We start from the raw sequence: 20242 nt of genomic DNA, 5'->3' as shown, positions 1-20242 counted from the left end.
GCTACTTTTCTTGAATACTTTGAGCCTTTTCATTATTTACTTCCTGAAGCATATAAATAAAGTGCTCTTCTCCCCATGTTTTACGCCGCTGGACAGGGATAAGCTCACTATTGTTTTGTTGGGCTATTGCATTGATACTGGCAAGATCACAAGCATCTGTGAGGATAAAATAAACTGTACTTTCTTTATAAGCTTTCAATTGAAAAAATAAGGCTTCAAAGTACTCGAAGTTTTCACCGCAAAGGAAAGCTCTTTCCTGGTCGTTGGTGGGAGCTTTGGCAAAGTAAGGAGGGTTAATAAAGATAAAATCAAAACTTTGCGTAGGGATATTTTTGAACAAATCGGAAGTAATCACTTTAAGCTTAAGCCCATTCTTTTCTGCACTGCGTTGTATGGATCTTGTAGCTGCTGGATTGATATCGCTAGCGGTAACAATTCCACCCATTTTGCTACAGCTTAATGCCAGTAAACCATTGCCTGCACCTAGTTCCAAAACGGTGCTGTTGGCCGCAATTTTTGTTTTTGCAAAATCGACAAAAGTACGTGTCGTCAGAAACCAGCGAGGATGAAATACACTGGGTTCGAGGCAGATTTCGATACCATCCATGGTATGCCAATGTTCACGACCGTTATACCATCGATATATTAGCCAAAGAATGGGCTGCAATACACGCCTTATTACCTTTTTGACCATTAGAATCCCTCAATTTCAGGTTGGCGATAGCGCAGCCAAAATTTCTGTAATGCTTTAATTTCGTAAGGGTATTTGTACCAACTTTTTTGATAGCGAAAGGCCGCAATTATGCGCATCATTTTACGCTGGAAAGCAGTGAGCTTGACATCCGTAGCAGTAGGGTAGTAGGCGTTGAGAACGGTCTCAAAACCTTTGATTCTGTCTACCATTTCTGGCTTCAACCAAGGGGTAAGTGGATTCTTACGTAAGTCGAATGCCTGCCACTCGGGGCTGAGCCAATCTTCCAATGTTGCCGGGAATTTGAACCCTGCCTCTGTAATACGACGATAGAGGTCGGAACCTTCTGTAGGTACTGGGCTGTAGACGTAAATAATAATCTCTGTGTCGGGATTGATCTCTTTGATCTCTTTGATAAAGGCAATATCCGATTCAATCTGATTCATCACTTTTTCTGAGCTTTTGGCAGGCATGCCTAGCACAAAAGAATATTCGGGGATAATACCAAATTTCTTCATACGTCCCGCAAACGCCTTGATTTGCGCAGCGGTTTGTTTTCCGCCTTTGTCCATTTCTTTTAGAATCTCATCGTTGCCGCTTTCTGCACCAAAGAAGATCATCCGACAGCCTGCTTGGCGCATAAGTTCCAAGGTCTCGTCACTGTACCGATCAATGGTGTCAATACGGCCTTCTCCCCACCAGATCATATTTTCGTTGAGCATGAGGCGGCAAAATTCTGCCACTCGCTTTTCTGAAACAAAGAAGTTATTATCGTGGAATTCAATAGAATCTGCTCCGTATTCTCGCTTTAGTTTTTTTACATCAGCATAGATATTTTGGGCATTTTTGCCTTTCCAGCGAGCTTCGTAAATGGGGACAACTGCACAGAAAGAACATTTGAACGGGCATCCAACACTAGAGTGATAAGCAATGGTTCGCTTCCCTAAAAAAGTATTTGCGAGGTAACCTTGTAGCGGATAGAATTCGTTGAGGTAATCGTAGGGCAATGCTGCTAAAGCATCTTGGTCTAGCAGATCGTTTTTACCGTTTTGGATAATCTCTCCATCCGGGTTCTGATAAATTAAATTCGAGATAAACTCGTAGGGCGTGTTGTTTTTGAGTGCGTCTAGTAAGGCAGGGAAAGCTTTGTCTCCAGGGCCGTTGATGACAAAGTCAATATAAGGGGCACCCATTACGACTCGGTATTGGTTGGCTGCAAAATATCCACCCCAAATATTAATGATATGGGGATATTGTTCCTTGGCTTGTTTTGAGATAGGAATTGCCTGTTGTAACTGTGGCCCTGGCATGGCTGTTGTTCCCAAGTAACCGAACTCGCCGGTATCTAGGTAGCTTTTGATAGTTATCCACGGATCTTCCTCCATGTTTCCGTCTACAAAAACATAGTCGTGTATACCATGTATCGAGGCCCCGACCTGCAATATGCTATTGGGAATGCGATGGTTGTAACCAGCACTACGGGGGTTGAATAGAATAACTTTATGAGCTGTCGGTTTAGACACAGTATTCAAGGATTTGTTGTTTGTTTTTGCGCAGTATAAAGCTCAAGGTACGCATCTACGACGCGAGATAAAGAGAAATTGGTGACATTTTCTGCATCAAAGGACTGAAGGATTCCATCAATGATTCTTTCTGAAAGTGATTGGCTATCAGTTCCGGTTACTGTATTGCTAAGTTCTGGAGCGATGCCTACCGGCGTAGCTACTACGTGTGCCCCTTGCTGCAATGCCTCAACGAGTACAAAGCCAAAAGATTCATAAGAAGAGGTATGCAGGAAAACCTTACTTTGCGCCATGAGTGACAATACTTTGGCTCGTGGTAATGCTCCGGTAAAGGTCAGGTTATCAGTAAGACCCTTTTTTATTGCTAATGCTTCCAGCTGTTGCCGTTCTGGACCATCTCCAACCAGTAGGGCAGAGAAAGAAGGAACCTTTTTTTTGACTAAAACAAGAAGGTCAATAAAGTAATCGTATTGTTTTAAAGGAATAAGACTTCCTACGCCAATGACGTCGTATTTTTTATTAACAGCTTGAGACGCAGAACGCCAAGGAACACCCCAGGGAATAATGTGGTCTACCTTTGTTCCGGTCGTTGTAAAGAACTGCTCCGCATGGAATAAGGATAAGCCCACCTTGGTTATCGAAGCAGAGGAAAGTAAGTTCAGGTAGCGGTTTGTCGGCCGCGCATCCTGCCCCATGAGCGTCACAAGGTGATTGACACCAAAACGCCGGTTGGCCAAATGGGTGACCAAGCAAGCATCGGTCATCCAAAAGCTGTGAAGAAAAGCCTCTGGGTATTGCTTAAGCAATTTGGTGAGTTGCCGGAAAGCAGCGATGCGGGTACGTGTTTTTGCCCCTGGGCCCTTGCTTGCACACGGGTACACCTGTGCACCGTGCCATCGGTAGGGAGCATTGTTTTGGGGATAATGAAGGCTTATAATATGCAATTGAAGCCCGTCTACCTCCATGAGTGCCTTTGCGAGTAATTGCATCGGGGGGATGCATTGGCTATCTTGCTCATTGGCTGCGAAACCGGGCGTAACCCAGATGATATGTTTTGTATGAATAGTCTCCACAGATGATAGCTCGGATTTGGTTGTTTAAAGGTGCAATTATTGATTAGGCTGCAATTCCAGTTGATACAAATAGTCGTTACTAGTTTTTAATAGTATGCTGTCCAGTTTTATAACGGTAAGCGGAAACTGTGTCTTAGAATCATTGGCAATCCTGGGATCAACACAGAACAAATGACTTGCACCTTCTTCTTCTCGAAGCCTTTCTATTACCTCTGCTTTTGCGGCTTTACTTTCCAAGGACCATCCCATTCTTTGGGCGCGCGCTAAGATTCGAGGATTTCTGCAATCAAAATCTTGATAAACAACAATAGGAAAATCACTCGTGGATGTATTGCTTTTTACCAACTGACTGATCTCTTCAATAGCCTTTGGTCTATCATAATAATTGTATTCGGCATAGCATGTACTGCAAACGACCAACGCTATAAGTACGGTCAAGCCCCATCCCTTTTTTATAGAACTGATACGGTCAATTCCCAAGCCAGCCAGAATAGCAACAAACCCTAGGAAGGGGATTTGGTAATAATTATGAATGGCATTGAGATTAAAGAAAATCAATAGATAAATCAATAGTCCTATCCCCCAAGCATAGAGAATAGGCATTTGCTTATCTGTTCGCTTCGCCCACCAACCTGTAAAGGCTAATGGTATAGCTATTGCCCCTCCTACTTCCAGCAGCATTCTGATGGAAGTAACCTTCCAATGGTAAAGAGAGAGGCGTTGTTGCCATACCCCAAAATACCAGGAAGCGTTGTCCGTGAATTTGCGATAATGCAGGATGTAACTCCAATCAGGTGCGGTATCATTAACCAAGTAAGCATGCTCTCGCCAAAGCAGAAAACATACTAACGGCAGGACAAAAACAATGCTTCGAGTTATCAACCAGGTCAGTTTTTTTTGTTGCCACGTGTAGATTAAAATTGGGAGGGCCAGATAGAAGATATAGGGCACCTTTACAAGGAATGCTGGTATTGCTAATAGGCTACTGAGCAACAATAAAAGCAATGAGCTACGTGCCACCGCTTTCATAGCATAGTAAAACATAGCGTAAGCAAAGCCGAGTGCAAAAAAGTCAATATGGATAGCTCGGGAGTAGAACTGACTAAGCGGCAAGGCCAAGAAGATTAATGTTGCATATTGTGCTATAGTGATCGAAAAAAGCCATTCGGTGACGCGATAGAAGTAGTAAGCAGAAAATAAGAAAAACAAGAAAAAGGCACTTCTGGATAAAAGCATAGACGGCCCCAGCCATCGCTGTAATTGAGCTACAATGGCTTCGGGCAGCGGGCATTCCAGTACAAGTTCTCCATGACTTCCCATCCAGGCTACCTGAGGGTGCATAATGTCAATACCGTTTTCGGTAAAATCCCAGATATAAAAAAACGTATCGGCCTGACGCCAATCATGGGGCAGGTCCAACTGCGGCTGGAAATGTAAAAATCGGAGGACAATCAGCAGCAGAGCTACTAGCCAAAAAAAGCGATTTAGGAATACCTCGTTTTCTTCTTTAACCATGGATCATGGTTTACGGATGATGACCCAAGGAAAGGGACTTCTCGCTACGCCAACCTTCCGCATCAGCTTGTTGATTAAACGACCAGGATTATAATGTAGATAATAAGAGGAGTCACCCAAATCTTCCCAGCAATGGTGATAGTAGTGGCTTTTCATTCCTGAGCTACCTTGTTCTTGGTAGTAGGCCTGCGTTCTGGCTTTGGCTTGAGCTACTTGCGTTGCGGTGTAGATGGGGCTGTCCATGATGTGTAGCTCTCCTTCGGGTTTTAATAAGCTTGTCAGGTAGTGTGTCAGCTTGTTTAAATCAGGGAAATACTGAATACAGCTAACCAAAAGGATAAGATCAAAGCTTTGTTCTGGCAAGGTGGCCTTGAAGATGTCGCCGTAGGCAAAGGAACATTGGCCACTTGCGAATATCCGATTTGCTTGTTCGAGCTCTGGGGTATTAATGTCTATACCGAGAACTTTAACCTCCTGATTGGTGACGAGCTGGTGGGTTAGCCAACCATTGCCACAGCCTAAATCAAGAATAGCTGATTTTGGCTGTTTCCTGAGTAATTCAATCAGCAGCTGGACATTGTATTGCCGCAGTTTCCATTCTCTAGCCTGAGGGTGTTTTGACGGAAGATAGGGGAGTTGCTTAACAATTTCATCCGGGTACAGTCGCCCTTCTTTTCCACGTGCCTCCAGGTAGGCAGTCTCAAAGTCATTCACTGGCGGCGTTAGATATACCAAGTCGTTTATTATCGGGTAGTCGTCGGTCAGTTTCATAGTTAAAAAACCTCTGCGGGCTCTGCGTTTCTGCGCGAGTTGCCTGATTTTGAATACATTCCCTTTTTTACACCTGTTCTAGACCAAAGCATTCCCAGACGAGCAACAATTACTTTTAGCTGGAGCTTCCATCCTGGTAGGGTGTTTTGCTGATGGGCCAATTGTAGCTTATGTAATTGGACACTGTTAACGACCCATCGCACAGCATAGTCATAATATTTCCGTGGATAAGTTCGAAGAAAATCAATATCCCGGTCAGTACTAGAAAACCAATCGGGTTGCTTTGTGATTTTATCTTTTATATCCTCATACAAGCCAGTGCCTTTGATGGGGTAGGCGATAGTAATCGTAAAATGGTCGGGATTGGCCTTCTTTAAATGATCGAGGGTGAGGTGTATATCTTCCTCTGTTTCACCAGGATAGCCAAGCATGATGAAGGTGCCGGTTTCCATGCCTGCTTGCTTGGTAGCAATGGTCATCTGTTGTACCTGCTCGGCGGATACACGGCGGTCCATCGCATCAATGATACGTTGTGAGCCACTCTCTGCACCAATCCAGACCCGAAAGCAGCCACTTTCCTTAAGCATCGTGAGCACCTCATCGTTGAGCCTTTCGGCACGGGTGATACATTCGAAAGGGATGACAGCATCTTGTTGAAGAACCTCATCGCGGAAGCTCGCCAGCCATTTGTGGCTAACGGTAAAAACATCATCGACAAACCAAACTTGATCGGGTTGGTATTCCTCTTTTAGCATTTTTAGCTCTGTAGCTACCTTGGCGGCACTCCTCCGTCGGTAGGATTGTCCATAAACGGCAGTACTACACCAGCGGCAGGTATAGGGGCAGCCACGCTGGGTACTCACGGTGATCGAACTTCTAGAATGATGTTTTTTCCAAAGGTCTAAGTAACGCTTTAAATCGATTTTTTTACGGTTGGGCATCGGCAATTCATCCACCGCTCGGAGGTGCTTACGCGCTGGCGTCTGGGTCACTTTTCCATCTTCATCAATAAAAGCCAAACCCGGAATATGTCCAAAATGTGGCCGTAATCCCTGTTCAACGGCTTCTACCAGCGCCAGCATACTTTGTTCACCTTCTCCAATCACCAATACGTCAGCACCAGTTGCGAGATAGTTGTCGATATTATAGNNTGAACTTCAACAGTGCAATGACCCCCAGTTTTGTCACCAAATTGGTATAGATAGCAATGATGTCGGGCTGCTGTTCTAGCAGGTAGGCTTGTTGGTCACGAAAAGAAGAAAAAGTCGTGTCGTAGACCTCGTTGTCATAACCATGCTGTTCGAGCCAGGCGCTGAGATACAAGAGACCCAGAGGAGGATAAGGTTTGTTGATCTTCTGTTCCTTCTCATCCTCAAACATGTAGTAAGCATGGGTAAAGCAAATATTCATGTGTCAAAAATAGTAACTACTTAGGTCAAAATTCCTGATTTTAGCTTTTAAAGCTGTATTTTTTGAATGCAGAATGAAAATAATTTGCTGCTTTCTAATGAGCATAACAAATTGTCATAAATTCCTAAGTAATATTGAGTCTACTTGTCAACCAAACATTGATGCTCGCCTGAGAAGTTTTAGAATAAGACAGTTTTACTGTAAAATAAGACACTGGGAGCAATAAAATCTATACAAGTAAAGTATTGGTCAATGAAAAAAGCTAGAAACTTCCTTAAAAACTTCGTTCTAATTAGCATACCCACTTTTGTATTACTTTTTCTGGTTTTTGAGTTTATTGTTTTCCGATTTGTTCTATGCGCTTCTCAAGTCCCCAGATTAGAATTCGATAAAGAATATATAATTCTGAAGCCTTCTACTAATGGAAAGAGAACTGGATTTCATTCAATGGGAAAGTGGGCGAAAAATACAACAAGATGGCAGGTCAATAATTTTGGTTGGATAAGCGACCATGACTATCAAAAAAGCAAGCACCAACCTCGGCTTGCAATAATTGGAGATTCTTATATAATGGGTTTAGAGGTTAATACTGATGAATCGTTTCCCGAGCTTTTGCATGAAAATCTAAAAGACAGTATGGATGTGTATAGCTTTGGAATGGCTGGCTCTCCCTTGTCGAATTACTTGAATATGAGTAGGTATGTGGTGGCGAATTTCAATCCTGATATATTACTGATAAATGTGGTGTTTAACGACTTCAATGAATCTGTCTATGATTTTTCCGACCCCTCTTTGAGGCGTAGATTCTGGACTTATAAAATAACTAAGGATTCCCTGATCAATGAAATTCCGCCATCATCTTTGTCACTAGACGAAGGGCGCCTTAATAGATGGTTAAAATCCTGTGCAACAGGTAGATATTTATATCATAACCTAAAAGTAACTAAACTAAGGAGGCTCTTTAAGAAGGAAACGTCAAATCCAGCCAGTATCAATAGACAAAATACGACCATCAGACTGCCTCTGATGAAAAAAGCAGTTGAATATACAATCGGGCAATTTAAAGCAGAGTTTCCTGGTAAAAGAATCATAATTACCATAGACGCACTGAGAAAAGCAATATATGACGATAGTCGATTTGACGAAAGCTCCTTGAATAAATATCGACTAATACTAAAAGAAGCTTGTGCAGTTCACGATGTAGAGCTGATAGATTTTAGTACGCACTTTCATACTGATTACAGGGAAAATAAAACGCGATTCGAATTTGAGATTGATCCGCACTGGAATGCACACGCCCACCAATTAATTGCTCAAGTATTGTATGATTATTTAAGGGAATAAAACGCATGTGATCCTTTGTTTGCTTGGAGAGTAGCAAATGCTCTTACTCTTCTGGTGGATAAAAAACAGGAAGTAACTGTAACGGCAAATGTGTGAATGCCTGTGTCGTATCATCAACGCTAAGTTTGTGTGGAGATTCAAGGACAAAATTTTGCGCCCGAATAACATCGAACTTTACATCGCGAATAGCAAGACGAGCATTTCCGTAAGTGCTTTTCTTTGTAAAAACCGCTAACCCATATTCGGCATTAGTAATATTGACAGCGTGAATGTCTGCACTAGAACCATCTTTTACCGCTATTGCGGTAAACGTATTATTGATCGTAAGATTTTTGGCCGTTATGATAGCTCCTTCACCAACAGAGAAGCCCTTGTCTGTTATGTTTTCGATATCAACTTGGTCGATTTTAAAATTGCTTCCCGAAACATCTACTGCGTCCCCTCCAAGGTTATTGAAACTCAGATCTTGGATGCTTCCCGTAGAAAAATCGATATCAAGCCCGTCTCCGGTAGCATCTCTGAAAATAAGTGATTCAAGCTTTACATCTTGGCACTGGCTGATGTTTAAAGCGTCTTCCGCATCAATGTTGTTAAAAACACTGTGAGCCAAGTGCAGGGAGGAACCATCAAAGCTCATCGCACCATTGAGCAAGAGGCCATGGTCCTGATAAGTCGTTTGGTCACTGAACTGAAGATGGACAATTTGCACAGGGTTTTGCTGAAAAAAATGGACACCTCTACCTGTCTGGTCAGAGGAAATAACCTTGATGGGCAATTTTGCTGTGCCTGTAAAGTTTGCGGGGCCATAAACAAGGAGTGCTGCGCCTTGTAGGAAATCGAGCTGTGTTCCGGGCTCAATATTTAGCTCGTATTTTTCCGGAATAACCTGAACGTTTCTTAATTGGTGGGTTCCTGACTTGATGGAGATAAGATTGCCTTTTTGTACAAAAACAGTGGTGTCAAGTTGCAATTCCTCTTTTTTCAGAAAAGCAGTAGGCGTCGCTGGCCAAGGTGCTATTTTTTGCTTAAACCAATAATCAACTCCTGCCACGCTATAAAAAACATACTGGTCGCTTGATAAACTTTTGATAGCCGAAAAAGCAGGAATGGGCGAATGAATGTCAAAAGGCGGAAGCTGTAAATTTTGATCAAGCGGATGCAATGGCTTAGAGCGCTTTGGCCCGGTAGCTTCAAGAGTGATTTCTTTGCAAAAGTAATTTTGAACCAAAACATCACCATCTTCAGACCGATAAGCTTTTATGCCAATAGCGGCTAAGGGCACACTGGTAGCGCAATCTTCATACATGGGGTCATAGATGGTGTATTCAAAATTGCTATCATCTGCGAAATTGTAAGTTTCTAAAAGCTGCCTCAAATCTTTGACTCGCTTTCCAAGTTGATCCAAGGAATATTCATAGTCAGGAAATTCCTTTTGTAAAATAGGAGCGAGCTTGTCGAGTTTTTCCGTTAATTCCTCTTTTGTCTTTTGGTAGAATGCTGGTGCTGAATAAATGTGGAGATAATAACCATAGCGTTCGCGAAATTTTGCATTTCGAAACAACTTGAAAAGGAAGTACTCTTCCGCAAAATAGACCTTGGCTTTTTCTGGTTGATAAAAGCCTAAAAAAGGTTTTTTAAACCAACGATAAATGCCACTTTCTCCGTAACCATCAAATCCTATAGGGTAAAGTTGGGTCGTATGAGGATGGTAATAAAACCTCATATTGTGCCAACGCAAGGCATGGTACGCTTCAAAGAGGTCAGTGAGCGCCAGGAATTTTGCCCAGTAATCTATATCGATGTAGGGGGCATTTAACGTGTCATTCTCCGTTGAGCGAAGTTGCTCCATGCGCGTCCTTCCCGCAAGGAAAGCAGTGGAAAGCAGGCTGTCACCAAGCGTGCGTTTTTGCTGAAAAACTTCAATGTCAGCGGCTTCAAAGTCAGGGAGGTTTGGCGTGATATTTTTACCATATCGTATCCGAAAATCCTGGGTTTGCCAAAAGCCATCCTCATTGAATTTGAAAATAAGGCCATCTGGTTGTTGCTGACGCGCCAGAAGGTCGGCACTGAAGTGTTCTTCAAAAGCATAAATTCCTTTATAATCACCGTTTAGCCAAAGCTCAACAAATTGGTATTGTGGCGTAAGTAACCCTTCTTTTTCGAGTATTTGGTGATAGACCCATTCGTGCAAATAGTAACGCGTTTTGGGATGCTGTAGCGAAAATCGGCGAGTACCCCAGAGGGCTTGGTGGTCGCCGAGTTTGACTCTCCATGACCATTTTTTCCCTTTGAGGTGGTCGAGCCAGTCTCCTTTGAGTCGAATCTCTGCGGTGTATTGTTGAGTGTCCAGGGTGATCTTTGCTGGCACGAAATCATCTTTTTCGCTGACTAGAAGACCCCGAGCTAAGGCTTGCGCACGTTTTTGCTTGATTTTTTGAAAGGCTTTCGCGTCAATTTCTATCCGCAAATCAGGCAAGGGCAGATTCATATCTGCCGATGTTTCCTTTGTGCAGCCATGTAGAATAAACAGAACCCCCAGAAAGAAAACCTTAAATGCCCTTATATTCCTTATATGGTTCAAAATATTTCGAGTTATCAACATTTTCGAGCGACCACAACATAGGCATTTAGTACTTTAACCTTGCTGCTAATGATTTGTTCTCCTTTTTGACTAATTGTCTTGTGATCTGATCGGTACTTAAGATTGACTAATTGCTTGGTTTTTTTCCAAGCGTCAAATAGCTTAGATCGATAGCTGTTGTTCCATAAGGTTGAGCCAGAGAAGCTTTCAATATTTTCTTGATAATCAATACTATATCCTTTGTTTTCAATAGTGTTTCGCCAGGTGTCTAGCCTGGCATTGTTTGCATTTGCTTGAATGATACCGAATGCTTTTTGACATTCCTCATTAAGGCGGTTGGCTTGTTCAATGGTTACGTGTGGTAACCAGAGAGTTTCATTAAGGGCAAGTTTCCCTCCTGGTTTCAAGATTCTATGTATTTCCGTTAGCAAAAAATCAAACTGTTGATCATTTTGGATGGCCAATACAGATTCAATCCAAACGACATCCTTACTATTGTCGGGGAAAGGAATGGCTTGGTTTTGCTGCAGTTTGTAAAGTGTTACTTGCTTGTGTAGGCCACAAAAACGGATTCTTTTCTGGGCAGCCTTTAGCATTGTCTGAGATAAATCACCTCCGCAGATATCTAGATTTGGGAAATTATGTTTTAATAATATAAGGCTTGCACCCGTCCCGCAGCCCAATTCAAAGACGCTCTCGTTTCCTGCTAGTTTTGCCACACTCAATAAATGCTTGGACCCTTCAATGCCTGCTCCGTGGAGAAAAGACGTATTAGTATTGGCATAGTGGTCAAGTACATTCTTGTAATGCGTCACTCGTTTTAGTATGTTTGATGAATGATAAGAAACGCTAAGTTATGACCAAAAATACCTTTGTTTTTTTGATTTTCGTACTAATTTTATCGGGATGTGCTGATCGGCCGCCTCGGGCATATACTTTCTTTGTCGCTGGCCACACCTACGGCGTCAAAGAGAAACCCACTCCCGGCCTGCACATGCCCTTTGTCGCTGAGTTTGATTACCTCAATCAATACACTGATATGCGCTTCGGTGTCCTCACAGGAGATATCGTCTACTACAGCAATGACACTTCCTGGAACCATGTCGATCAGCAATTGACACAGTTAAAGGCACCCACTCATTTCACTACGGGCAATCACGACGAAGGCCATAAATCACCCTACAAAGATCGCTACGGCATCACCTACTCTGCTTTTGAGCAGGAGAATGACCTCTGTATTCTCCTCAACCCGGGTTTAGGCGGTTGGAATATCTGGGGCGAGCAAATGGCGTTTTTAAAAGAAACCTTGGCTACAGCCCCTAAGTATGATAACATTTTCCTGTTCTTCCATCACCTTGTTTGGTGGGCGCCAGATAATGAATACAAGCAGTATCGCCCCAATTCCTTGGATGGACGAGCACCGGAGGTGAATTTTCTGTCAGAGGTAATGCCCATGCTTATTGCCACAGAAAAGCCGGTCTACTGTTTTGCTGGAGATGTAGCCGCTGCGGGAAATCTCACAGCCTTTTTCGCCGATCGTAAAGACAATGTTCACCTTGTCGCCAGTGGCATGGGCAACAACAAGACCGACAATTACCTACTGATCACTGTAGATGAACAAAAACAGGTGACGGTAACTGTCCGCTGGATACAGGAGGGGAGGGAGGAGGTGATTTTCCCGGAGGTGGTTCGCTAGGGGGATTTATAGGATAAGCATGTGTTACAAATTTAATGTATTGGCGTTTTTTCGTGATATTCCTTTACCCCATCACCAAAAAATAATGGTCCGCCCCGCCCGCCATCACTGAAAACCGCTTTGTCTTTTCCTCCAATTGATGGAGTACGCGTAACAGCTTCGGGCGCGATGCAAAGAAAGGATCAAGATAGGAGGGAGGCACCCAAAAACCTATGGGATTCAGTCGCTTTTGAGTCAAACCCTTTGGGGCCTTGGTGGTGAAATCCGAAGGCGAATAGTACCAGGTAGGAATACTGGTATTTTCATCCAGCGGAGCATCCGTAGCGGTGCGCTTTCTCCTGCGCCAGGCTTTTTTCCAAGCTCCTTTGAGGGTGAAATACAAGGTCTCCCACCAGCAAAATCTTCCCATCACAACCATCACGAGATGGCCGCCTGGTCGCAACAATTGGGCCGCATCTTCAAGGAAAGGCACCAGCTCTTGCGGAGAGAGGCAATTCAATCCCCCAAAGTTCGAAAAGATCAAATCAAAGAGAGGTTCATCTTGAAGGCTGGACAACTCCGTCGCCGATAAGGATTGTAACCGCAAACGATCTTGCTGTTCCGTAGGCAATTGCTGCTTTTTTGCCGCTGCTACGGCAATCATCTCCGCCGAGATATCGGTAGCGAGTACGGTCTTACCTTGTTGCACCAACCAGCAAGCATCTTGGCCAGAGCCACAATTGATCTCCAAAATGCGCCGGCATTGCTCATGCTTGAGGTAAGGGGTCACCAAATCATAAACACTCGTTCGTTGCAGCCTACCAACAGCAGTATTGGTAAACGTATCATCGTAGCTGCCAGCAATGGCGTCAAATGCCTTGGAATGCTTCACTTTTGCTTTAATTAGGACACATCTAAACTATACAGACTCATCGTAGTCCCCCAGACTGCGATGCTTTATCTTTTTGGTCTCCTGACCAGCGGGGTAGCTACAAAAAAAGTTGCGTCTCCCCGTCTCTGCGCGATTCTCTCTTTACTCTTTTGTCCCTTGCAACCGTTGCAACCGTTGCAACCTGATCCGATCCAACCACATTGCGGGGAGATAATACACCGTAGCCGCTGCCGATCGAAGGCTTTTAGCGCTGGCCTGCAATGGTCGCTGCAAAAGCCTCGTGAATGCTTCCCAGCCTTGTTGCAAGCGAAAGACTTTATGTACATAGCGATGAAGCCGACGATAATAAGCCGGCGAGAAAGTCCCCCGATACATCATCGCCAGATCATCGGAGTCGGTCCAGTTTTGTTTGCCTTCAAGTTGACTGGCTACCATGTCGAAAAATTTCGTGCCGGGCAGAGGATAAGAAACGGAAATCCCAATGTCATCAGGCACCAATTCTCGCACCATCTTAATGGTCTTCTTAATGTCTTCTTTGGTTTCACCGAGGTAGCCAAACTGTAAGAAGAAGCCTACCCGTACGCCTCTTGCTTTTAGCAGGCGGGTGGCCTCGTAAATCTGTTCTACCTGGGTTCCTTTGTCCATAGCGTCGAGGATGGCTTGCGAACCAGATTCGGCACCGATCCATACTTCATCCAGACCTGATTTTGCAAGGGCGTCAATGTTGTCGGCCTCTAAGAGCAAATCTGCTCGCGATTGGATCTTATATCTAGGTTGAATTCCCAGCCTGTCAATTTCTTTTTGAAACGCCTGTACCCAGCCTGGTTTGAGACCGAAAATGTCATCACAAACCCAAAAGTATTCTGCGCCTTTGTTCTGCATAAGCATGGCCATTTCCTGAGCCACTCGGCGCGGAGAGCGAGAATTGTAACGATTGCCGTAAATGGGCTTAGCGCACCAATTGCACTTAAAAGGGCAGCCTCGTGTGGTCGCAATGTTTAAAGAGAAAAAGCCTCGTCCATTACGCCATATTTCTTCGTAACCACTGGTATCTACCAGGTCCCAGGCAGGATCGGGGAGTTCATCCAAGTTCTTCAATACCGGACGTTTGGTATTGCTGACGAGCTTCCCGTTATTGTAATAAGCAACTCCAAGAATGTCCTTAGCAGCCTTGGTTTCGCCATTTTTGAGCAAGCCACACAATTCCGATAAGGTCAACTCCCCTTCGCCTTTAATCACAAAATCCGCTCCGGCATCTAGGTACAAGGCTGAATGATCGGTAGAATCCGAACTGCAGACCAAGATATAATCGACTTGGTTGCGGGCCATCCGTATCATCTCAAGAGCTGCTTCACGCATCACTGTCAGGCACATTTTGCTGAGGTAATTGAAGCCGTCATCGTAGATCACCAAAAAATTGGGAGCGTGCGCCAGGTAAGGTTCCAGCTCTTTAGGAGAGGAAGCGAGGTTGGTGTCAAACAGTTCTACCTCATAGCCTTCTTGGCGCAGCAAAGCTGCTGCATACATGGTGCCGTAAGGAGGGTAGGGGCGTTGGTCTTCCCACTGCTTGGTATCAAAACGATAAAAGTAGGCATTGGTGAACAGTACCTTATTCATGATTCTCTGTCACTTTTATTAGTAATGATGCGGGGCGCTCTAATTCAACCTGTTGATTGGCTTCAAAGGCTTGGATACGTTCTGCGTAGGCTGTTAGCACCTTGGTTTGAAAATCCTGAGGGTGATGTTTGGAGACATAGCTGCGAGATTTTAAGGCGTTTTCGAATTTATCAGGATCAAAATTACGGAATTTTTTCTGCCAATGGCCGAGGGTGGTCCGCATGCAATACAGGTCAATCCGGTCTCCTCTTTTTCCATTTAGTAATGACTCGATAGCGTCTTGTATGTAGCTCTTTTTAACGGGGATTGTTTTTTCAATCGACCTCATGGGGGCGTTGGGGAAATACTGTTGGGCCCAATCATTGACAGCATAGAATGATCGATAAATCGTTGGGTTATGAAGAGGAACCAAGGTCACTGTTTCCATGGCTGTGAAAAGATTCTTTTCTTCAATTTCCAAGTGTTCTTCGTCTACGAAATAATTTACGCAGAAGTATTTGTGAGAATTGAGAAGGAATATTTTTTTGAATAAAACTAAAAGCGTTCTACTGATCCATAATCGTCCAGCTTTGGTAACAATGAAGTAGTCGATGTCTCCATCTTTGGGCATCACATTTTTGGACAGAGCTCCTGATAGAAAGACGGCCCTTACGTAAGGAAATCGACGGATTAGCTGTGCCATCTTATACGCTCTGGAAAGGTATCTGCTTGCTCGGTGATTATGCTCTTTACGTCGTTTTACCCATTCCGGCTTATTCTGGCAGAGGAAGAATTGCTCGTGCTGGAAAATATATCCTTTCTTAACACCTTCGTGCAAAGATTTTTTTAGCGCTTCTGGGCGACAGTTTTTATCTTGACAGAAATGCAATATTTCATCAACAGTCAGCGGGTATGAGAATATCTCAAAGTACAAAAGCGGCATGAGGACATGATGCAAAGGGTCGTTCGCGTTAATAGTTGCTGGTTGATATGAGCTTATATTTTTGAACATGGAATTCGTTACACCGTAGAATTGTCAAGAGAATTAGAGCCCGACAAGAATAGGGAAATTTTCAAGAACCCTGAAAAATAGCTGTATTTTTAGTCCTTCAGACGGTAATATTCTGCTAAATTACAGCAAATTTCCTAAGCTAATTTTCTAAGTCTGGTTTTTAAATGTCGCAAAGTAAAAGCATATACGTATTCATAACAGGAATCTTATTGATTACTTTTTTAATAAAGGCTCCTGTGCTGATAGATGAATTTCATGTTAGTCGATTTATTGCGGCAACAGTCTGTTGCTTTTGGGCAGTGCTGCTTATTTTTCCAAAATTGAAGCAGGTAAAGCTGAAACCAATGGATGGCCTCTTGTTTGGCTTTTATTTCCTTAATCTTATTTCTGTCAGTTGGGCAGATAATTTCGGTGAAGCAATTTTTACTAGCCAAAAGTGCCTGCTTTTAGCAATTACCTATCTCGCATTTCGATTGATTTTAGAAGAAGACAAAAAGTATGCAAATTATTTATTTCCGATTCTTATAGGAACAGCTATTATTGCATGCGTAGTACCTACCGTTCAATTGATAGAAGTCGCTACAACTACGGGGCTAGATGGGAAAGGTGTGTACAATGTTCCTGGTTATTCTGGGCACAAGAACCTAGCTTCTTCTTTCCTTTTTTTATTATTTTCCTTGTTGCTTTTTTGGTTTAAAGAACTGAATAAAAAGCCATGGATTTATCTCTTGCTAGGTTGGGTTTTGATTTTGATTTTGCTGCTAAGAACACGTGCTGTTTATCTGGCGATTGGAGCTTTTGCTGTGATGAATATGGCCTATTTCTTGCTTTCAAATAGTGAGCTTAGACAACTAGCCCTTCGGCGAATTCTACCTGCTGTAGTTGTTTTAGTAATAGCTGGCGGTGCGATAATATCACTAACTGGTGCGGGGCAACAATATCTGAAATATCTAAACCCTACTACCTATTCACAAAGCGCATCTGCCATAGAACGTACCTTTGTATGGTATAAAACATGGGAGTTGATTAAAGACCAACCCGTCATTGGTTATGGCAGTGGCAACTGGAAGCTATTTTTTCCTAGCAAAAATATAGAAGGAGGATTCCGAATGCAGGAGAAAGACCTGATATTCACAAGGGTACACAATGATTATCTAGAAGTGTGGGCCGAAGTTGGTACCGTTGGTCTGTTGCTGTTTGGAAGCATTTTTCTGTTGGCATTTTGGCAGGTTTGGAAAGGCTTTCGGCGATCAAAACCATCTTTCAAAATACGTTGGGTGCTATTGGGGGCCACACTGCTAGGCTTTTGCATAATTTCTTTCTTCGATTTTCCCAAAGAACGGATTGAACATCTGGTAGCACTGGCTTTGTTATTAGCGTTGATCGGTTATGAAAGATCAAAAGAGTCTAGCGACTCTTTTGTTGCATTGGCTTCGAAAAAGCAGCAAATGTTTTTTTCAGGCGCCCTATTGCTGCTACTATTGATTAATCTTCCTGTCGGTTATTATCGCTATATCGGAGATGCTGCTAGCAAGCAAATTATCACCTTTCGCAATAGCGACCAGTTTAAGGTTATCAAAGACAATGCCACCCAAGGCAATTCCATCTGGTACAATGTCGACCCAATGGTGATTCCTCTGGATTGGTATGCTGGCGTAGCGGAATACAGTATGGGCAACTTTGAAAAAGCTAAAGGTTTATTCCTGGATGCTTATGAGGTGAATCCCTATAACTTTAATGTAATCAATAATTTAGCAAGCACTCTCGTGCAGTTGAAAGAATATGAAAATGCGATCCCCTTATACCTAAAGGCACTACAGATCAACTCGAAGTTTGAAGAAGGTATGTTTAATTTGGCCTACTCTTATTATCAAATCGCAGCACTAGATGAAGCTTTGTTTTGGGTGAATAAAACACAAGGCAATCCGGAGAAGAAGAGTGTTTTTCTACAACAAATTCAGGATGCCGTAAATGCTAAGGAATAATTTTCAGCTACTACTTAGACAAATTCCGAAAATTAAGGTGGTTAAAAACAGGGCTTCTCTTTGAAAATACTGGGAGATCCGACGTTTTTTTTGTTTTTTTACATCCGAAAAGACAGACTATTTATTCTCAAATATCATTTTTGATAATTTGATGTAGTGGGAATAAAGCCCTTCATGGACTGTTTTTTCTGGCAACGACCCGTTTTTGTGTTGGTTGGAAACAAATTTTATTCTCATGAAACATTCTCTCCAAAGAGCCTTCTGGCTTTTTTTACTCTGTTCTATTGGAACAATGGGGGCTCTCCAAAGCCAAACCATTTCCGTTTCACCAAATACAGGCGAGCAAGGCGATGTATTTGGCGTGACGATAACAGGTACAAATACGACTTGGTCTACCTTGACCAGTAATTGTGTAGAATTGACAAATGGAGGCACAACAATTACCTTTTCAGGAACACCCCTGTCAACTACAATTCTGAATGGAACAATAAATATCCCTCTCGGCGCAGATTTGGGCGATTACGATGTTGTAGTTTATGATGGAGGTACTTGCATGGGGGCAACAGATGGAGCTTGTGCGGATTGCTTTACGGTAACAGCCCCGCCAGTAGCAACTATCGCTCTGAGCCCCAATACAGGCGAACAAGGCGATATGTTTGGTGTAACAATAACAGGCGCCAGTACGACTTGGTCAAGTAGCCATTGTGTAGAATTGACGAATGGTAGCACCACATTCACTTTTACCGGCACTGCTGTTTCCGCGACGAGCCTTAGTGGAATGGTAAGTATTCCCGTCGGTGCAGATTTAGGTAACTACGATGTTGTCGTTTACGATGATAATTCTGGGACATGTGGTGGTTCTATAGATGGCGCTTGTGTAGATTGCTTTACGGTGGCAAGCCCACCACCAGCAACCATCGCTCTGAACCCTAATACAGGCGAACAAGGCGATGTGTTTGGTATAACAATAACGGGTATAGGTACGACTTGGTCTACCCCGACCAGTCATTGTGTAGAATTGACGAACGGCGGTACAACGATAACCTTTACCGGCACTGCTACCTCAGTGACAAGCCTTAGCGGGATGATAAGTATCCCTATTGGTGCAGACTTAGGCGATTACGATGTAGTTGTTTACGATGATAATTCAGGAACATGCGGCGGCTCTATCAATGGTAGTTGTGTCGATTGTTTTGAAGTCACGGCAATAGCTTGCCCGACACCAATGGTGATTTTAGAAGAAAATTTGTGCCTGTCTAGTGGTCCTCAATTGATTGTTCCAATGGTAGATTTAACCGGAGGTGTGTTTAGTGGGCCTGGAGTTACGGATAATGGAGATGGAATGACCTTTACCTTTGATCCATTAGTAGCAGGTGAAGGTAGTTTTCAGGTAACTTATACCTATACTGACCCTATGTCAGGGTGCATAAGTGTCGTCTTATCTCAGGCTGCTCCAACCAATGTGATTGAAAACCCGATGACTGCTATGCCCTGTTATCAGTTTGAAACGACCGGTGGTGTAAATGTTCCATGGGAGGACCTTGTATCTTTTGGGATTCCTTGTGATAATAGTTGTGGACCAGTAGTACTTGGTATTGAGGTTTGGCAAAACGAAGGATATCTCTTGCCTGCAACTGCAAATTCTCAGTATACATTCGAATTTTGCTCTGGCTATAGTCCAGCAACCTGGGATGCGATCATCACCGTAGCGCTGTATGATAGCGATAACGGGATGGTAGTATCTAACTCGGCTATTGCAGCGGTGAATGATTGTTCTATTACATTTACAACTCCAACAACGGACGAATACGTTATTATCATTAGTGATGTTGGTAGCAATTGTGATGGCGCATTACAAACAATAGATAATGGTGAAATTACCTTCGGCTGTGGGCCTAATGGCGCTTGTTGTGATCCTGCTGGTTGTGATGCGTCAATTCCACCAGGCTTAATCACGGTTTACAGTTGTGGAATTGAGCTGAGTCCTGATACCGGCGAGCAAGGCGATGTTTTTGGCGTCACGCTAACGGGTATGGGGACGACCTGGTCGAGCAGTCATTGTGTAGAACTGACGAATGGCGGTACAACGATCACCTTCACCGGCACAGCAGCTTCGGCCACGAGCCTAAGCGGCACGATAAGTATCCCCGGCGGTGCAGACTTAGGCGACTACG

15 protein-coding genes are annotated in these 20242 nt (G+C 43.4%); 4 read left to right on the top strand and 11 right to left on the bottom strand.

Annotated features, from left to right (window positions below; genetic code table 11):
• Position 1: 1 nt before the first annotated feature.
• The 6 genes from ACRBG0_RS23770 to ACRBG0_RS23745 form a co-directional block, all read right to left on the bottom strand.
• A complete protein-coding gene (locus ACRBG0_RS23770) occupies positions 2 to 607 on the bottom strand; it encodes a methyltransferase (protein ID WP_431489338.1) in 606 nt (201 codons plus the stop codon).
• Between the two features lie 86 nt (positions 608 to 693).
• The gene (locus ACRBG0_RS23765) at positions 694 to 2223 is read right to left on the bottom strand and encodes a B12-binding domain-containing radical SAM protein (RefSeq protein ID WP_431489337.1); all 1530 of its coding nucleotides are present in this window, start codon (positions 2221 to 2223) and stop codon (positions 694 to 696) included.
• Positions 2220 to 3203 (bottom strand): glycosyltransferase family 1 protein, encoded by a 984-nt coding sequence (locus ACRBG0_RS23760; RefSeq protein ID WP_431489336.1) that lies wholly within the window; start codon positions 3201 to 3203, stop codon positions 2220 to 2222. Before ACRBG0_RS23760 ends, ACRBG0_RS23765 begins: the two co-directional genes overlap by 4 nt.
• A 120-nt stretch (positions 3204 to 3323) precedes the next feature.
• Positions 3324 to 4802: a hypothetical protein gene (locus tag ACRBG0_RS23755; RefSeq protein ID WP_431489335.1), complete on the bottom strand. Its 1479-nt coding sequence runs from the start codon at positions 4800 to 4802 to the stop codon at positions 3324 to 3326.
• 3 nt (positions 4803 to 4805) lie between these two features.
• On the bottom strand, positions 4806 to 5573 hold the full coding sequence (locus tag ACRBG0_RS23750) for a class I SAM-dependent methyltransferase (RefSeq protein ID WP_431489334.1): 768 nt from the start codon (positions 5571 to 5573) through the stop codon (positions 4806 to 4808).
• Between the two features lie 2 nt (positions 5574 to 5575).
• The gene (locus ACRBG0_RS23745; protein WP_431489382.1) at positions 5576 to 6514 is read right to left on the bottom strand and encodes a B12-binding domain-containing radical SAM protein; all 939 of its coding nucleotides are present in this window, start codon (positions 6512 to 6514) and stop codon (positions 5576 to 5578) included.
• 721 nt (positions 6515 to 7235) lie between these two features.
• On the opposite strand from ACRBG0_RS23745, the gene ACRBG0_RS23740 reads away from it, so the two are divergent.
• Positions 7236 to 8327 (top strand): SGNH/GDSL hydrolase family protein, encoded by a 1092-nt coding sequence (locus ACRBG0_RS23740; protein ID WP_431489333.1) that lies wholly within the window; start codon positions 7236 to 7238, stop codon positions 8325 to 8327.
• Positions 8328 to 8370: 43 nt separating this feature from the next.
• Here the strand turns inward: ACRBG0_RS23740 and ACRBG0_RS23735 are convergent, their stop codons facing one another.
• Together ACRBG0_RS23735 and ACRBG0_RS23730 are read right to left on the bottom strand one after the other, a co-directional pair.
• Positions 8371 to 10815, bottom strand: a complete 2445-nt coding sequence (locus ACRBG0_RS23735; protein WP_431489332.1) for a CotH kinase family protein — start codon at positions 10813 to 10815, stop codon at positions 8371 to 8373.
• A gap of 107 nt (positions 10816 to 10922) precedes the next feature.
• A complete protein-coding gene (locus ACRBG0_RS23730) occupies positions 10923 to 11723 on the bottom strand; it encodes a class I SAM-dependent methyltransferase (protein WP_431489331.1) in 801 nt (266 codons plus the stop codon).
• 41 nt (positions 11724 to 11764) lie between these two features.
• Between ACRBG0_RS23730 and ACRBG0_RS23725 the strand changes: the two genes are divergently transcribed.
• Positions 11765 to 12604 carry a metallophosphoesterase family protein gene (locus ACRBG0_RS23725; protein ID WP_431489330.1) on the top strand — a complete coding sequence of 280 codons (840 nt, stop codon included), beginning with the start codon at positions 11765 to 11767 and terminating at the stop codon, positions 12602 to 12604.
• 64 nt (positions 12605 to 12668) lie between these two features.
• On the opposite strand, the gene ACRBG0_RS23720 is transcribed toward ACRBG0_RS23725, so the two are convergent.
• The 3 genes from ACRBG0_RS23720 to ACRBG0_RS23710 form a co-directional block, all read right to left on the bottom strand.
• The gene (locus ACRBG0_RS23720) at positions 12669 to 13475 is read right to left on the bottom strand and encodes a class I SAM-dependent methyltransferase (protein ID WP_431489329.1); all 807 of its coding nucleotides are present in this window, start codon (positions 13473 to 13475) and stop codon (positions 12669 to 12671) included.
• Positions 13476 to 13616: 141 nt separating this feature from the next.
• Positions 13617 to 15092 (bottom strand): B12-binding domain-containing radical SAM protein, encoded by a 1476-nt coding sequence (locus ACRBG0_RS23715; RefSeq protein ID WP_431489328.1) that lies wholly within the window; start codon positions 15090 to 15092, stop codon positions 13617 to 13619.
• Positions 15085 to 15774 (bottom strand): nucleotidyltransferase domain-containing protein, encoded by a 690-nt coding sequence (locus ACRBG0_RS23710; protein WP_431489327.1) that lies wholly within the window; start codon positions 15772 to 15774, stop codon positions 15085 to 15087. The genes ACRBG0_RS23715 and ACRBG0_RS23710 overlap by 8 nt, the downstream gene beginning before the upstream one ends.
• Before the next feature lie 653 nt (positions 15775 to 16427).
• Between ACRBG0_RS23710 and ACRBG0_RS23705 the strand changes: the two genes are divergently transcribed.
• Positions 16428 to 18068 carry an O-antigen ligase family protein gene (locus tag ACRBG0_RS23705; protein ID WP_431489326.1) on the top strand — a complete coding sequence of 547 codons (1641 nt, stop codon included), beginning with the start codon at positions 16428 to 16430 and terminating at the stop codon, positions 18066 to 18068.
• Positions 18069 to 18303: 235 nt separating this feature from the next.
• A partial coding sequence (locus ACRBG0_RS23700) for a hypothetical protein (protein ID WP_431489325.1) occupies positions 18304 to 20242 on the top strand: 1939 nt, incomplete at its 3' end.

Origin of the sequence: Lewinella sp. (genome assembly GCF_050633125.1) — a bacterium.
Classification (GTDB): Bacteria; Bacteroidota; Bacteroidia; order Chitinophagales; family Saprospiraceae; genus Lewinella.
The sequence above is the reverse complement of the archived record's forward strand: the minus strand, read 5'-3'. Positions and strand labels throughout refer to the sequence as shown.

Bases quoted from the DNA above. Each gene is read 5' to 3' on its own strand.
- ACRBG0_RS23770 (WP_431489338.1), bottom strand. From the start codon at position 607: ATGGATGGTATCGAAATCTGCCTCGAACCCAGTGTATTTCATCCTCGC.
- ACRBG0_RS23750 (WP_431489334.1), bottom strand. From the start codon at position 5,573: ATGAAACTGACCGACGACTACCCGATAATAAACGACTTGGTATATCTA.
- ACRBG0_RS23710 (WP_431489327.1), bottom strand. From the start codon at position 15,774: ATGGCACAGCTAATCCGTCGATTTCCTTACGTAAGGGCCGTCTTTCTA.
- ACRBG0_RS23705 (WP_431489326.1), top strand. From the start codon at position 16,428: ATGGATGGCCTCTTGTTTGGCTTTTATTTCCTTAATCTTATTTCTGTC.
- ACRBG0_RS23745 (WP_431489382.1), bottom strand. From the start codon at position 6,514: ATGCCCAACCGTAAAAAAATCGATTTAAAGCGTTACTTAGACCTTTGG.
- ACRBG0_RS23715 (WP_431489328.1), bottom strand. From the start codon at position 15,092: ATGAATAAGGTACTGTTCACCAATGCCTACTTTTATCGTTTTGATACC.
- ACRBG0_RS23740 (WP_431489333.1), top strand. From the start codon at position 7,236: ATGAAAAAAGCTAGAAACTTCCTTAAAAACTTCGTTCTAATTAGCATA.
- ACRBG0_RS23755 (WP_431489335.1), bottom strand. From the start codon at position 4,802: ATGGTTAAAGAAGAAAACGAGGTATTCCTAAATCGCTTTTTTTGGCTA.
- ACRBG0_RS23725 (WP_431489330.1), top strand. From the start codon at position 11,765: ATGACCAAAAATACCTTTGTTTTTTTGATTTTCGTACTAATTTTATCG.
- ACRBG0_RS23760 (WP_431489336.1), bottom strand. From the start codon at position 3,203: ATGCAATTACTCGCAAAGGCACTCATGGAGGTAGACGGGCTTCAATTG.
- ACRBG0_RS23735 (WP_431489332.1), bottom strand. From the start codon at position 10,815: ATGAATCTGCCCTTGCCTGATTTGCGGATAGAAATTGACGCGAAAGCC.